The organism is Legionella sp. ST3F1, from assembly GCF_048553315.1.
In the GTDB taxonomy this organism is placed as follows: Bacteria; Pseudomonadota; Gammaproteobacteria; order Legionellales; family Legionellaceae; genus Tatlockia; species Tatlockia donaldsonii.
Window position 1 is genome coordinate 115,087 of the sequence record NZ_JBLZIO010000001.1, and the last position, 15,421, is coordinate 130,507.

Here is a 15,421-nt window from a genome sequence, read left to right on the forward strand (position 1 = left end):
CTGTTAAGTCTAACAGGCTAGATCCTACAGAAAGGTTCCCAGGATGCAACTGTTATTTTTATGATCGATAACAAGCAATATTGGTCATCTGTTATTTTTTATACCCATTTTTTATCGGGATAAATCTCTCTATAAAACAATATGATTTTTTTTTGTTCGTAAGGTTATTGATAATCATTTTCATTTGTTATAAAGTTCCACTTCCTTTGGTTTGCTTGTGTGGTGAACAATGAAAGTAAAAGCAAAAAAAATTCCCTATTACCTCCTCCTCCTCCTTCTTGCTACCGGCGCGAGCTTGATTTTAGGCTTATTAAGCTTTGGTGGTATGTTTGTTTTATTCCCCACTCTGACTGTTGCAGGAATGGCGCTTACTTTATCTGTCGCTTACGAGGGTGAAATTTATTTACAAAACATCAGTGGCGCCCTAAAAAAATTATTTTTTAAAAACGATTACTTACAAAATCATCTCGCCAACGAATACCTTTTAGAAAAATTCCCTGATACGAAAGTAAAATGTCCACAATTTTTCAAGGATTACGAAGCCCAATTACATTTATTACACGCATTCGGTCATAAACGGCTAAGCAAAGAAGATGCAGCCAGAAAAAAACTGATCGAGAAAACCTTAGGTGACATGGAAAAATGGTTCGCTACCCAATTATTCCCCAGGGCAGGTGACCGCAGGGAACTCAGCGAGTATGAGCAAGAGCTACGTGATTGGTTGGCTCTGAATGGTCAAGCCGAACAAATTGAGTTATTAGAACAGCGCCGTGCTACCTACAATGCAGTAAAGATATTCAGTCTATTTGCCGGCTTCTTTATGGGCTATGGCACAACTTACCTGCTCGTCGAAGCCTTTGAGGTCATTCCATTCCTGGTTGCTATCCCGGCTGCAAGCTTACCGATGTTGATCGTTCCCATGGCTATCGTTGCTGGTAGTGCCTATGGTTTTCTAACCTTTAACGCTGTTACCGATATGATTAATAACGATACTGTGCGTAAGTGGTATCATAAAATTAAACGAAATGTTCAGGAAGAAGGATTCACGCCACGCAACCTATTTATTACGGCAACTGCACTCTTTCTTCTTAGTCTTACACTGGCTCTGACTGCTTGCACGGCAGGTACCTGGTGGACCGTTGCGCAAAATACACGCCCTCTTTTCCCATGGATGAGAAACGTACCCAGCTATGTAATGGGTTTTCTCAATCCCCTAATTACCAGTATGTCCGCGCTTGTTTTTAATATGGAAAATACTAGCGAATCGCTAGAAATGATTGAGGAAATGACAGAGTCTAAATTCCCGAGAAATGCCTATCTGTTGGAAAATTTCCCCAACACTAAAGACAAGGATTGCCCACAATTTTTCAAAGACTATAAAGCTCAATTGAAATTACTGCACCATTACAGTTACAAACATCTAAGCCAAGAAGATCTGGTTCAAAAGAAGCAAATTATTAACGAATTGAATAGACTGGAAACCTTTCTTGCCAAACACTTGGCTCCAACGGAAGGTGAGCTGGTGAATGAGGATGAACAAAAGTTACGTACATGGTTAAGGGAACATCCTCTAAAAACCAGAGGGGAAAAAATCGTTCAAGCGTTTAAGGCCTTTAGAGAACGAGAAAACTGGGGGCAAATAGTTAACCCTGCTCGCTTAATATTAGCCGTTACTATCACACCTCTACGTGTTCTGCTATTCCTTGGTCACTTAGTCAGTATCGGAGTGACTGCTGATAGGATGCCAGGGGTTCCAGAAATTGTCTCTGCAATTCTGGGCATTGTCAGCGAGGGCTTTGAAGATGTCCATTACTTCCTCCCTCATGAGCATGCACATAGCCACTCCACCAAAGGGCTTTTAGAAGAGCGCCTGGAAGCTGGCCATGGCCATGATCACAGTGCTGATCTACCAACACGCATACTCAAATTAATTACTCTTCCAATCTATGGTTTAGCAACACTCTGGGATAGTGCATTCAGCCAATTCAACAATCCTAAGCAACGATTAGGGCTAGGTACAGCCTGGGATAAACAAACTGGCCAACCGTCTGTTGCGCCCCGCGTGGAACTGGATCAAAAAGATGTTGACACAATTTCGGAAGACTGGCGCCGTCATCAAGCTGATTTCCGCATTAAACGCTTCAAAGATGCACATTTGAGTCATGTTGTGATGGGACAAACCCTAGCCAAAGGCAAAGCTGAGCAGTTGAGCTCATTACAACATGACAAGTTACGTCAAAAGGGAGGCGATCAGACTGCGGCAGCAATCATTAGAGAGGAAGCCCAACAACCTATCTATAAGATCCATCGCACGAATGGTATTTTTGGATTATTTTCCCATAAAACGACAACCACGGAAGATTTCCTGGCCGATTTATCTCACCGAGTTAGTTCCCCAGCCGCATAACAATTAAAGGGCAGTATGGTAAACCAATACTGCCCTTTAATTTTCATTCAGCCTTCTTTTTAGCTAACTCCTCAGCCAAGGTCGGCCAATCGGTATAACCATGTTCCCCACCGCCATACCATAACTCCCGGGGCGCTTCGTTCAGCCTTGCCCCAGTTTGCAAACGTTCAACTAAATCAGGATTGGCGATAAAAGGGCGACCAAAACAGATTAAATCAGCCAGATTTTTCTCACGAGCTTGCACGGCAAGCGGCAAGTCATAACCATTATTGGCCATATACTGGCCTTTGAATAAAGTGCGCAGGGTAGCAAAGCTAAAGTCTGCAGGGATAGTACGCGGCCCAATAGTAACGCCTTCAACACAATGGATATAAGCCAAAGCAAACTCATTAAGCGCACTGACCATATAAGAAAAAGTAGCCATTGGATTACTATCGGCAATATCATTAGCCGGGCTAACTGGTGAGAACCGAATACCTATTTTATCCCCTGGCCAGACCTCTTTGAGGGCATCGACCAGTTCTAATAAGAGGCGAGCGCGATTCTCCAAACTACCACCATAACGATCCGTTCGTTTGTTGGTTTTATCGCGCATAAATTGATCGATGAGATAGCCATTGGCGGCATGAATTTCAATCCCATCAAAGCCTGCCTTTTTGGCACAGCGAGCCGCATGGACATAGTCTTTGACGATGCCCGGAATTTCCTCTGTTTCCAAGGCACGAGGGGTAACAAGATCTTTAAACCCGGTTTCCGTGAACGCTTTTCCTTCAGGCTTGATTGCAGAGGGGGCAACCGGTAATTGATGGTCAAGCTGCAAATCAGGATGGGAAATACGCCCCACATGCCATAATTGCGCAAAGATAAGGCCTTTTTGGGCATGCACGGCGTCAGTAGACAATTTCCAACCGGCAATCTGTTCTTCAGTATAAATACCCGGAGTAAAGGCATAACCTTTACCTTGTTGTGAAATTTGAGTTGCTTCACTGATGATTAGCCCTGCACTGGCTCGCTGCGCATAATACTCCGCATTCATCAGACCTAACACATCCCCTTTACCTGCACGACTACGTGTTAGCGGTGCCATAACAATACGATTAGCTAGCTTAAGTGAGCCTAAACCAGTAGGCTGAAATAAATCCGTCGAATTCTCGCTTTGCTTCATTGATCAGGTCCTTCTTTTCACAGTAATTATTAAGAATACCGGGCTTCTATAAAACTCCGATCCCTTCGTTAAAATTCGCTTTTAATTCGGTCATTTCGTAATGGCTAAACTCTCTCATTAAAAGCAAATGTTGCCTCGACCTCAAATTTTTGTAAGCCCTGAAATAATAAGACTGATAACCAATGTAAGATTATTTAAGAATTAAGCCAATAAGTTTTTTAATCCTGCCAAATGAGACTGCGCCAGGGCCTTTGATTTGGCCTCGTTACGCTCACCGCTCTTACCATACCATTCCAGGCTATCTTGCGGTAATTCATCCAAAAAGCGACTGGGTTGGCATTCCTGCAATTCACCGACACGACGACGCTGTCTAGCCAACGTTAAACAGAGGCTCTTTTGTGCACGGGTAATCCCGACATAAGCTAAACGCCGCTCTTCTTCTATTTGCTCTGTATCGATACTCACCCGATGCGGCAATAATTCCTCCTCCATACCGACCAGATACACAAAAGGAAACTCCAAACCTTTTGAAGCATGCAGCGTCATTAGTTGCACTGTATTAGCATCGTGTTCATCTGCTTGTTCTAAAATATCAATAAGAATCAATTTATTAATCACATCCGCTAATTGCTGGGTAGCATCTTTAGCCAGTAAACGTCCAACCCATTCTATTAACTCCCAAACATTGTCCATGCGTTTTTGAGCTTTGGCCGGTGTATCGCTTTGCTCATAAACATAAGCCTCATAACCACTGTCCTCTATCATTTCACGTAAAACTTCCAATACTGGCTCGGTTTGAATACGTGTTTTTATGGTATCCATCCATCCTTTAAATACTTGTAAAGCCATCCGTGGCTTATCGGCAATCTGGCTGCTCAGTGCCAGATGATCACAGCAGAGATAAAGACTTTGACCTCGTGTTTGAGCATAATGCCCTAAGGCATCCAAGGTTGTCTCACCAATACCCCGTTTGGGCGTATTGATTACCCTTAAAAAAGCCGCATCATCAGCCTCATTACAAAGTAATTTAAGGTAGGCAAAAATATCCTTAACTTCCGGGCGTGCAAACCAGGATTGCCCACCACTAATATGGTACGCAATACCATGATGACGTAACATTTTTTCAAAAATTCGTGATTGATGATTGCCGCGATACAAAATAGCGTAATCCCCATACTGAGTGCCCTGACGTAATTTTTGACTGATTAAATCCGCGACCACCTGCTCGGCCTCATCATTTTCATCCTTACAACACAAAACACGTAACAGTTCACCATGTCCCAATTCGCTCCATAATTTTTTACTAAACAAATGCGTATTATTGGCAATTAAATGGTTGGCGGCATGCAAGATTCGGCTAGTGGAACGATAATTCTGTTCCAATTTTATTAGTTTTAATTGGGGGTAATCGCGTTGTAACTGAGCAAGGTTTTCTGGCTTAGCCCCCCGCCAGGCATAAATAGATTGATCATCATCACCTACTACCGTAAAGTGCGCACGTACACCAACCAGAAGCTTGACCAGACTGTACTGACTGGTATTAGAATCCTGATACTCGTCTACCAGTAAATGACGAATTCTATTTTGCCAATATTCGCGTAGCTCAGCATGATGACTTAAAAGACGGACCGGCAAACGAATTAAATCATCAAAATCGACGGCATTATAGGCTTTTAAAGCTTGTTGATAACGAGGGTAAATTAAAGCGGCTTCTTCGTAAATCGGCAAATCGGTAATACAACCACTCACCTCATGAGGCTCGAGTAAATCATTTTTCCAACGTGAAATTTGTTGTTGTATCTGCATAAGATAATCACGCTCATTGGCTTTACCAACGGGTAAAAATCCACGCAACAATTGCAGACAGTCCTCGCTATCAAAAATGGAAAATCCGGTTTTTAAATCACATAAGGCAACATGCCGTTTAATAATGCTCAAGCCCAGGGTATGAAAGGTAGCTACTCTTAAACCATGCCGCTTAGCCGCTGGCAAGACAGCAGCGACTCGCGCACGCATTTCATTAGCCGCTTTATTGGTAAAGGTAACTGCACAGACCGTGTTGGCTGTATAACCGCAGTGTTCAATAAGATAGGCTATTTTTTGAGTAATCACTCGCGTTTTACCACTACCAGCACCAGCCAGCACTAATAAAGGCCCATCAATATATCGGACAGCCGCCTTTTGCTGTGGATTAAGCATGCGTTATTCTCGAACAAAAATGAAACATTTAGATCCTTCGAAACCAATGCGTTTCGAAAAAGGCTATTATCGCTTGTCACTCGCAGGCAGGCAAGCAATCTACTTTATGGTAGAATTAATCGATTTGTTGCCCTTAAGGTCCAAGATGAAAGAAACTGACTCTCTTCAACGCTTTTTATTTGAACATGCCAGTATTCGCGGTGAAATAGCCCACGCCAAAGAAAGTTATCAAACCATCATGGCTCAGCGCCCCTATCCAGCTATGGTAAAACACTTACTCGGCGAAGCCTTGATCTCTTGCCTGCTTTTGGCAGGCAGTATCAAATTCGAAGGGGAATTAAGTTTACAATTCCAAGGTGACAAGCGTTTACCGCTGTTGTTAGTACAGTGTGATAATCAATTACAGCTGCGTGCTTTTGCCAAGTATGAAGAAAATCTTGAGATAAGTGATTATGCTGAGGCCTTTTTAAATGGACAGATGGTATTAACCATTAATCAATACAAGCAAACTCAAACTTATCAAAGTGTTGTCCCTATTCAGGCTACCTCGATGAGCGAAAATTTAATGCATTATTTTGCGCAATCAGAGCAGGTTGCCAGTCGAGTCTGGTTGGCTATTGGTGATGACATGGCGGCCGGTATGTTGCTGCAATTAATGCCAGGACAAGATACTGTCCAACGTGAACAATTTTGGGAGTATGCCGTCCAATTGGGTCAAACCGTGAGCGATAAAGAGCTCTTAACACTCGATAATCAAACCCTGTTATATCGTCTTTATCATGAAACCGAATTACGCCTTTTTGACAACCGTCCCGTGTACTTCAAATGCCGCTGTAGCGAAGAAAAAATGAAACAGGTTTTAACTATTCTTGGTGAAGAAGAAACCAAGCAATTACTGGCAGAGCAAGGAAAAATAGAAGTCAGTTGTGACTTTTGTAATAAGCACTACAGCTTTGATGCCATTGATATTACACTACTATTTCGCAAATAAGCGCTTTTCAACAGGATCGGTACGAGGGTGTGTTGATAATTGGCCTCTACCGCCTGATTTAAAAGATAATGTTCTAAACCTTGGCATATTGCTTGTATAAAAATTAATTTACCTATCGATTGCCGAGAGCCAGTTATGCAGATGCGCTATGCTTTGCTTAACCTGTTGCTAATTTCTTCTTTACATGCAACCAAGGTCCATATTATTGCCGTAGGGGATGTGCTTTTACACCCTCCTTTACAACACAAAGGTCTTGCTGATGGATTTAGTACGCTTTGGGAGCCGGTAATACCTGCCTTGAAAGAAGCTGATCTGACTTATGGGAATTTAGAAGGACCTGCGGCGGAAATGGTTGACCAGCACGGCAAAACAACAACCAGTATCAGCAAAGCTTATACCGCCTATCCTATGTTTAATTACCCCCCAGCATTGATTGGTGCCTTAAAAGCCTCTGGCTTTGATATTGTTTCCACAGCCAATAACCATACTCTGGATCGCTTCGCTATCGGCATTAACAAAACCATTGTGGCCCTCCATGAGAACGAACTGGCTTTTACAGGCACTCGCAGGCAGAACAGCGAAGATGCCTGGTATACAGAAACCAAAACAAACGATCTTTCAATAGCCTGGTTAGCTTGTACCCAAGACACCAATGGTATTGCTGATAAACATCGTCAAGTCTTGCTATGTCAGCGCGATAAAGAACTGGTGTTACAACTGGTAGCAGAACTTGCTAAAACACATGATGCCGTTATTGTGACTCCCCACTGGGGTATCGAATATCAAAGCCGTCCCAATAAAATCCAGCAACGATTTGCCCAAGAATTAGCAGAAGCTGGTGCTCTGGCTATTTTAGGCTCCCATCCCCATTGCGTACAACCCTTTGCCTGGTTAAATGCCAGGGGGAAACGGGTCTTTGTTGCTTATTCATTAGGTAATTTTATTTCTAATCAAGGCAGCTTGAAAAACCGTGCTAGCGGTTTGCTATCACTCTATTTGGAAAAACGCGATGAAGCTACCGTGATTAACAAGGTAAGCTATCAACCTACTTATATGGAAAATCGCGGCGGACAATTGCAGTTAAAAAAAGTTAACTCGCAAAAACATCCTGCCTACCAATTGTTAAAAACAGTTGTAGGTGAAAATTATTTAACCATTAATCATTAATTAAGTCTTATTTTTGTATAAGTTAGCGAAATACAAAAAAATTTCGCTAACCAAGATGAAACCAAGTTTATTGCAAAGGGACATTTATCTTCAGCATTCTATCATTGCTACATTGCAAAAAATCACCGCGCATTGCCCGTAAAATTTGTTGGAGATGAAGAAATTGCGCGCTTAATTGCAGATAGAGGTCCCCTTCTTGCCTATCCTGCAATTCACCCATCGTTAGATAAGCGGCCTGCCCCATATCGGCAAAATAATCAAGACTGAGGTGACGGCGCTCGGCTATCCCTGGAAAAAGCCCACAAAAAAGCAAGCTTTTATCACCTACATCTCTTAATAATTCGAGCTGGCGCCGTCTTGGATTATTCATTGACTCAAGAAAATCAAGAGCAATAACTGATTCTATTAATTTAGTCCCCTGGGAAAACCGCATTAGCAGGAAAACCAAATAACTTTCTGTATTTTCATTGAGTACGAGACTAGTAGACGCCTGCGCCTCATTTACTAAGGCATGCCACTGGCTAAGTTCGGTGGGATGTAGAATCAAAGGCTTCATGGAGATCCCCCATTTCTTTTACTTTTTATAATAGTTTAGCAAACAACGTACCAGATGCTCTTGATTTTTATTAAATTCATGTCCTTTAAGAAACCGATGGCAACGAAATTGCAGTGAGCTGTGCTTTCTGCTTGTTTGCCTCTATTATTTTGGTCCTGGCAGAGCGTGGGTGGAAACAGTGATAATCCCACCCGCAGAAAAAAACTAACACAAGAAAAAGGCCTTAGCTAACCTTCAATCGTATCGATTGATTCGATACAGCAAGCAATTGGATCAAGTTCAGAATAAGGATTTGCTGGTAAAAATTCATTACTATAACAATGACGAATGTCAAACGCCTTATCAATAATTTGCAAATGCTCACTATAATCTCTGACTTTCTTCCAATCACGGGAAACATTGAGCAAGGTTCGGGAAAAAAAGGGTAAAGTACGGATGAATACTCTCTGATACATCTCTTGCCGCAGTTGGGGTTGCTGCTCGCATAGCAATTCAAAGGCTTCATCGGGATATTCAGTTGTGTAGGCTGCACCCCGTTGAGTCGCTCTTAAAAAACCTTTAATCAACTCCGGCTGCTGTCGCGTCGTCTCAGGCACAATCAATTGAATGGAGCAAAAGCAACAGCAACCAAGCCCGGCTAATTGATCGAGACGTAAAAAAATGGTTTCCCCGCATAAATAGTCCAATTCAACCCGTTGAAAATTAATAAAACCAATTCCCACATCGATTTTATTACGGCAAATAGCGTCTGTAAGATTCATACCAATACGGACTGTTTCATAACTTGAAGCGGCAATCCCTGCAAGTTTTGCTAAATCATCAATAATTTTTTTGCCAAACTCACCAATATAACCAACTCGCTTGCCTACAATGTCATGAAAGGTCTGAATACCACTTGATTTTAAGGCAATAAGGCCCGTAGGTGGTTCATCAAGCAACGTGCCAATGGAACTTAGATTATAGCCCTTGGCTCGCGCCGCTACGGTGTGGATCATTGCTTTAACTCCAAAATCCACCTTGCCCAAACCAACAATCTCCGTGACATCACTGGGATCATTAGGCTCCATAATAGCCAGGTGGATGCCCTCCTGACGATAATATCCCTTTGCCTGAGCAACAAAAATCGGCGTATGGTAAGGATTAGCGCGCCAATTTAGAAGAAGGGTCGTTCTTGAATGAAGTGTCTGCATTGCTCGATCTCCTGGGTAAAAAATAAAGGGAGATGGCAAAAGGGCTCCATTACCCAGGAGCCAGTTACACTTCTCAAGCCAATGAAATGTTAGCAGCCCTAAAATCGGGTAATAGATCTTTTGAAGGCATCCTTACGCTGGTATTATCCAGTTCAAGTTCAACGAGTATTTCTCAGCCGGTAACCCGGCACCCCGTGCCATCTTTAAAAATCGAATTTATCCTAATTTACTCATTGTTCTTTGTCAAACAGTCTACAAAAACTCAATGTCGCCAGTAGTCACTCTTTTACAATTAACATGCAGAAGACAAGACTCAGATAGGTTCAAATTGTTGATATTGAATTTGTTCAATCGTACATTCTGTCGCTATAGGCATAACGAAGCTAGCAATAAAAGCCTGCCAGAAATCATAATACAAATATTTTTGTAAGGGGTGCTCATCATCGATAGGAAAGCACGGCCCATGATTGGCTTCCAGGAGCCACAATCGCTGATCTTTATCAACCATAAAATCAAAACCAAAGATAGCCAATTCACGCCGTTGATTACAGACAAAGGCTTGTGGGTAGAGCTGTTGCAGCCCCCCCATCACCTCAGACAAAATTGATTTTATTAACGGGTAAAATGCAGTAAAAGTCGCAAACCGCTGCGCTGGAATCTGAACTACATTTGCCTCTTCATCACTTAAATGTTCATTCGTCAAATGCGGGCGAAGATCAAGAAAATTTTGTGGTTCAAACGGATGCAAGGCAACATTAAAATAGCCTTGCGGATAAAGATAAACTCCTGCGTAATTAGTAAGCACTACAAACATACGGATACTGTACTTATGTCTATCACGTAACAAATGGGGCTCTGTTAGATAACGCTGTAAGACCTGTTCGCCACCCAGGCGCCTGGTAGAAAGAAAATGCTGCTCTAATTCGCTTAATTTCTGAAAAATTTTTATTTCTTTGCCATTGTTCAATAATGCCGGCTTTAAGATCCACACCAAATTATCAATTTGATCCAAGTATTGCCAACCGTGGCGATAGTATTTATCAGCTATGTCTTGCAATACCGCGGGCCAGGTTTGATCGTTAATACAATAAGTCAGGGGCATCACCGCGGAACAAAATTGATGCACTAACTCGGCCAAACGATGTTTAAATTCAAGTTGTTCAGCTGCCTGCAGATTAAAGTGTAAATTTCCTTCCCCAAAATCAGCCTGCTCTTCAAAATGGCTCGCAGACCAACCTTGTTCCTGCAAATAACGACCTAAGTTATATTGAGTCGGGGATTGAGTCTGAGTGAGAAAAAAGCAATATTGGCGGTCATTGTCAGTTAAGGTAATCATAAGAACATAAACCGCCTTTCATTCATTCACGTAAAGTCCTCAAATCAGTTACTTCTTGTGAAGAGGAAACTTTATAATGAGTTAATAATACTAAGGATAGTACACCTGCTATTAACCCCCAAAAAGCCGCCCCAATTCCCCAAAGAGATATTCCCGAAGCAGAAACAAGAAAGGTAATTAAAGCAGATTCACGTTGTTTTTCCTCTTCTAATGCAGCTTTCAAACTATTTGCAATGGTACCGAATAAAGCTAATCCTGCTATCGCTAAAACTAATTCACGGGGAAAAGCAGATAATAAGGCAACTACTGTAGCCCCAAAAATTCCACAGATAAAATAGAAAAATCCTGCGCAAACCGCTGCACGGTAGCGTTGAGTCGGCTCTTTACCTGCCTCTTCACTCATGCATATTGCAGCCGTAAAAGCAGCCAAATTAAAAGCATACCCACCAAAAGGAGCTAAAAGGAAATTCGTAATACCTGTCCAGCTAATCAAAGGAGAAATCGGTGGATGGTAACCAGCATGATGAAGTGCGGCAACACCTGGAATATTTTGTGAAGTCATATTAACCAGAAAGAGCGGAATACCAATGCTAAGTACTACCGACCATGAAAAAACTGGCATCGTAAATATTGGCGAAGAAACGGCAACATGCACATTTTGCCACTGCAATAGACCTTGACCTGCAGCATCTAATATCCCTACCAGCAAAACGATGGGAATGGTGTAGCGAGAAAAATAGCGTTTAGCAAATAGGTAGCTAATGAACATCGTGCAAATCAGCAAGAATTGCTCTTGCATGGTAATAAAAACATTCAAACCAAAGCGTAACAAAATGCCTGCCAACATTGCCGCTGTTAATGCGCGCGGCAAACGCATCAATACTCGTTCAAACCAGCCCGTTACACCAGCAACTATAATGAGCAAGGCTGAAAAGATGAATGCACCAATGGCTTCAGGCATGGAAACACCCGATAACCCAGTGGTTAACAAGGCAGCGCCGGGGGTTGACCAAGCAGTTAAAATAGGCATGCGGTAATAGAGAGAGAGCCCTATACAACTAATTCCTGTTCCAACCCCGAGAGCTAAAACCCAAGAACTAATCTCCGCCGAAGTTGCTCCTGCTGTTGTCGCTGCCTGAAAAATAAGCGCAGCAGAACTGCTAAATCCGACCAGTACTGCTATAAAAGCGGCAGTGATATTGGAAAGAGAGATTTTTTTACTCATAATAAAACCCAAGTCATCATTTTTCTGAGGATTCTTGTGAGTTTGCTGATGCACACCGAGTTGCATGCGTTATAACGCACAAGGAATAGTATGGTATCATTGTGCGCTATAACGCACAATGCATCTAGGAACTAAATTTGCAAAATATAGCTCAACATATTGCCCTGACCTTAAGAAACTTACGCCAACTGCATGGTTGGAGTCTCGACAAAACGGCTCAGGAAACAGGGGTCAGTAAAGCCATGCTGGGTCAAATTGAACGCCAAGAATCCAGCCCTACCGTGGCTACCTTATGGAAAATCGCCAATGGGTTCCATACCTCTTTTTCTTCTTTTTTAGAAGAATCCCCCATTGCTAACCAAGGTCTTATTTACCGTGCAGCCAATAGGGAGAGCCTCGGCCATCATGATGAGAAAATTCGTATTACCCCGCTTTTTCCTTTTGATGAAGAGGTAAATTTTGAATTCTTTGTCATTGAGCTTTTACCTGGCTGCGAACATTTATCAACCCCACATGAAGCTGGTGTCATTGAACATGTTGTAGTCGTTAGTGGCAACATGGAAATCTTGCTAAACGGGATCTGGCAACCCTTAGAGCAGGGTGAAGCGCTACGGTTTATGGCCAATCAATCTCACGGGTACCGTAACCAGAATGAAGACAGTGTTTTTTTCCATAACATCATTCATTACCCGGCTACAAAGGTAAACTCATCGTGATAAAAATTCTTTACCACCATCAGGAAGAGCATCTGCACGGTTCCTTTAAGGTCGTGGAGAACAGGCATGAACGTAGTCCATAGCCATTTCGAAACGTCCTTCCATCAAACTTTTTAAACCCTTGGTTTGACCCATACTGAGTTTCTTGAAGGTCTCGCTATTCATTACATGACCATCACTATCTTTTAGTACCAGTGTTTCTGCCTTTGGATCTTCCGGCTTGTAGCCATTTTGCTCAGCCCACCATAATACACCAGTATCAAAATGCATTTTTTCCTTTTCTGAAAAGGCAATACCATTCTTGGTCGCTGACGACGTTAGACGCCCTTCATCATCTACATTCACGCTAAATTTTATAGCAGGTATAGGCGTCCCTAAGCCCAATTTTCCCAGTGGTCCGGCACCCATTGTCTTCATAGTCCAGCCTGCCACTCCTTCCCAAGCAGCTTCACGAGTTTGTTTGAAAGGAACCATCTCATGAGCAAACTCCCCGGCCATATTAAGCATCCCTAAAGCGGCATAATCGCTATTCCCAATTGGATCGTAAGCCAGAGCAAGTGATAAATCCATGAGCGTATTGATGATTGAATTCATTCCAGAAACCCAATCCGCATAATTTTCCATACCTTTCTTTTGCAATACCTGCGCATTTTCAGCTACTTTTTGCCAATAGGATTTTGGCGCAGGATTACCTTGAGCATCTTTCGCATGGAAATCTTTGGCATTGGCTTCACGCCTTTCACTATTAAGTTTCGCCAATTCTGCTTTCATTTCCAGCTGTTTTATTCTTTCTTCATGGAGTATTTGCTTCCTAAGGGCACCGTCTTTCTCAATCGTTGTCATTCCTATTCCTCCTCATGGGACAAAACTTGCTCATTTTGCCATACCGGGACACCTGGAAGATCAGTTATTAATGCAAAATTTAGTTAAGAATTTGTAAAACCTATCCTCTGTTTACGCTTGCCAACAAGCACGATTATGTGTATAAAGGATCTAGAGTGCGGTAAAATTGCGCATATTAAAGACGATTTATTTCATGGTAAAATTATTGTTTACACCACAATCTGAATTATCATTTTTTCTGCCGCAGGCAAGAAAAATAGATTTTTATCATGTTGTTATTCTAAACCTCCTTCTTTGCGTTGTCTTAGTCGTCAATGTGGCCCTCGCGGCCATTTAATTACCCTTTACACATGTATTCACCACCTAAACGAAAATAAAAATCGGGGACAGACTATGCAACAATATAAATCCATCTTAGTTTATGGTTTCGCAATTTTTGCGATGTTTTTCGGCTCAGGAAATCTGGTCTTTCCACTTCAAATTGGTTACGCGGCAGGTGATTCCTGGTTCATGGGTTTCACGGGTCTATTGATAACCGGCATTTTCTTACCCCTTTTAGGTCTTTTTGTTATTAAACTATATCAGGGAAACTACCATGCATTTTTTGGTGAAGCCGGCAAACTGGCCAGTCTGTTATTACCCCTGTTTATGCTTTCCCTTCTTGGTTCTTTTGGTGTTGTCCCCCGTTGTATTACTGTTGCTTATGGTAGCTTTAGTTATTTAATGCCGCAAATCACTCTGACCTCTTTTAGTCTTGTTTTTTGTATTATCACTTTTTTCTTTTGTTTAAATGACAAAGTGATGATCAAAATATTGGGTAAATGGATGAGTCCAATCTTGCTGACGACTCTGGTTATCTTGATTACCATCGCTATTTTTAAAGCACCAGAATCCAGGGATCAAGCAACCAGAGGAGTGGCTTTTATGAATGGATTTACCACCGGTTACCAGACCATGGATTTATTCGCTGCTTTTTTCTTCTCGGCGCTTATTTTTACTCAGATACAACAATCATTGCCACAAGCCAAGACTCGTGAAATTATCTTGTTTGCAGTTAAATCCTCTATTCTCGGAGCCTCTCTTTTAGCCCTTATCTATCTGGGCCTGGTATTCCTTGGCTCCCATTATTCATTTCTGATTAAGAATGTAGCACCTGAATTGATGTTGCCCAGTATTGCCCAACATGCGATGGGTAATAGTGCGACATTGTTTATGGGTGTTGCCATGTTTTTTTCCTGCCTGACTACTGCAGTTGCTTTGAATAATCTCTATGCTCGCTATCTTTGTTCACTATTTAGGCTTAGTGATAACAAATTTCCACTGCTCTTGTTTATAACGACCGGCCTCTCATTTATCATTTCACTCCTTGATTTTAAAGGTATTGCTGCCTTTTTAGCCCCTCTACTTGAGATGACTTACCCGGGTGTTATCGGCTTAACCATGATGGCTATTTTGATAAAAGGGCGGCGAGCATTAAAAACCAGCCTTTTTTATATTATGACCTTGCTGATGTGTCTGCCACTGGCAATGCATTAATCCACTTTTCCTGGCCTGCCGAAAGACAGGCCTCTACTCTCATTACTTCATGTTGAATGTCTTATACTTAAATTAAGTCGCTGCAGACTC

General features: G+C 42.1%; 12 protein-coding genes and 1 riboswitch. Of the genes, 5 read left to right on the plus strand and 7 right to left on the minus strand.

Annotation, left to right across the window (positions count from 1 at the left end; genetic code table 11):
• The first annotated feature begins 229 nt into the window (after positions 1–229).
• Positions 230–2,407 (plus strand): hypothetical protein, encoded by a 2,178-nt coding sequence (locus ACN4Z1_RS00560; RefSeq protein WP_304608151.1) that lies wholly within the window; start codon positions 230–232, stop codon positions 2,405–2,407.
• Positions 2,408–2,450: 43 nt separating this feature from the next.
• Here ACN4Z1_RS00560 and ACN4Z1_RS00565 read toward each other — a convergent pair whose 3' ends face one another.
• Entirely contained in the window at positions 2,451–3,572 is a 1,122-nt protein-coding gene (locus ACN4Z1_RS00565) for an alkene reductase (RefSeq protein WP_228363664.1), read from the minus strand.
• 201 nt (positions 3,573–3,773) lie between these two features.
• Entirely contained in the window at positions 3,774–5,771 is a 1,998-nt protein-coding gene (locus tag ACN4Z1_RS00570; protein ID WP_228363663.1) for a UvrD-helicase domain-containing protein, read from the minus strand.
• Between the two features lie 145 nt (positions 5,772–5,916).
• Here ACN4Z1_RS00570 and hslO point away from each other — a divergent pair, with 145 nt between their 5' ends.
• Positions 5,917–6,762 (plus strand): Hsp33 family molecular chaperone HslO, encoded by an 846-nt coding sequence (gene hslO, locus ACN4Z1_RS00575; RefSeq protein WP_115222612.1) that lies wholly within the window; start codon positions 5,917–5,919, stop codon positions 6,760–6,762.
• 135 nt (positions 6,763–6,897) lie between these two features.
• On the plus strand, positions 6,898–7,929 hold the full coding sequence (locus tag ACN4Z1_RS00580) for a CapA family protein (protein WP_228363662.1): 1,032 nt from the start codon (positions 6,898–6,900) through the stop codon (positions 7,927–7,929).
• 67 nt (positions 7,930–7,996) lie between these two features.
• Here the strand turns inward: ACN4Z1_RS00580 and ACN4Z1_RS00585 are convergent, their stop codons facing one another.
• The 4 genes from ACN4Z1_RS00585 to ACN4Z1_RS00600 all read right to left on the minus strand — a co-directional run bounded on the left by ACN4Z1_RS00585 (position 7,997) and on the right by ACN4Z1_RS00600 (position 12,236).
• Positions 7,997–8,485: a hypothetical protein gene (locus tag ACN4Z1_RS00585; RefSeq protein ID WP_115220124.1), complete on the minus strand. Its 489-nt coding sequence runs from the start codon at positions 8,483–8,485 to the stop codon at positions 7,997–7,999.
• Between the two features lie 227 nt (positions 8,486–8,712).
• A complete protein-coding gene (locus ACN4Z1_RS00590) occupies positions 8,713–9,675 on the minus strand; it encodes an ABC transporter substrate-binding protein (RefSeq protein ID WP_228363661.1) in 963 nt (320 codons plus the stop codon).
• Positions 9,676–9,787: 112 nt separating this feature from the next.
• Positions 9,788–9,880, minus strand: a riboswitch (TPP riboswitch).
• Between the two features lie 108 nt (positions 9,881–9,988).
• Positions 9,989–11,011 (minus strand): tubulin--tyrosine ligase family protein, encoded by a 1,023-nt coding sequence (locus ACN4Z1_RS00595; protein ID WP_228363660.1) that lies wholly within the window; start codon positions 11,009–11,011, stop codon positions 9,989–9,991.
• Positions 11,012–11,033: 22 nt separating this feature from the next.
• Entirely contained in the window at positions 11,034–12,236 is a 1,203-nt protein-coding gene (locus tag ACN4Z1_RS00600; RefSeq protein WP_115222611.1) for a benzoate/H(+) symporter BenE family transporter, read from the minus strand.
• 137 nt (positions 12,237–12,373) lie between these two features.
• Between ACN4Z1_RS00600 and ACN4Z1_RS00605 the strand changes: the two genes are divergently transcribed.
• Positions 12,374–12,952 (plus strand): helix-turn-helix domain-containing protein, encoded by a 579-nt coding sequence (locus ACN4Z1_RS00605; protein WP_115220121.1) that lies wholly within the window; start codon positions 12,374–12,376, stop codon positions 12,950–12,952.
• Between the two features lie 45 nt (positions 12,953–12,997).
• On the opposite strand, the gene ACN4Z1_RS00610 is transcribed toward ACN4Z1_RS00605, so the two are convergent.
• On the minus strand, positions 12,998–13,795 hold the full coding sequence (locus ACN4Z1_RS00610) for a hypothetical protein (protein WP_228363659.1): 798 nt from the start codon (positions 13,793–13,795) through the stop codon (positions 12,998–13,000).
• Between the two features lie 393 nt (positions 13,796–14,188).
• Here ACN4Z1_RS00610 and ACN4Z1_RS00615 point away from each other — a divergent pair, with 393 nt between their 5' ends.
• Positions 14,189–15,331, plus strand: a complete 1,143-nt coding sequence (locus ACN4Z1_RS00615; protein WP_115220119.1) for a branched-chain amino acid transport system II carrier protein — start codon at positions 14,189–14,191, stop codon at positions 15,329–15,331.
• Positions 15,332–15,421 lie beyond the last annotated feature (90 nt).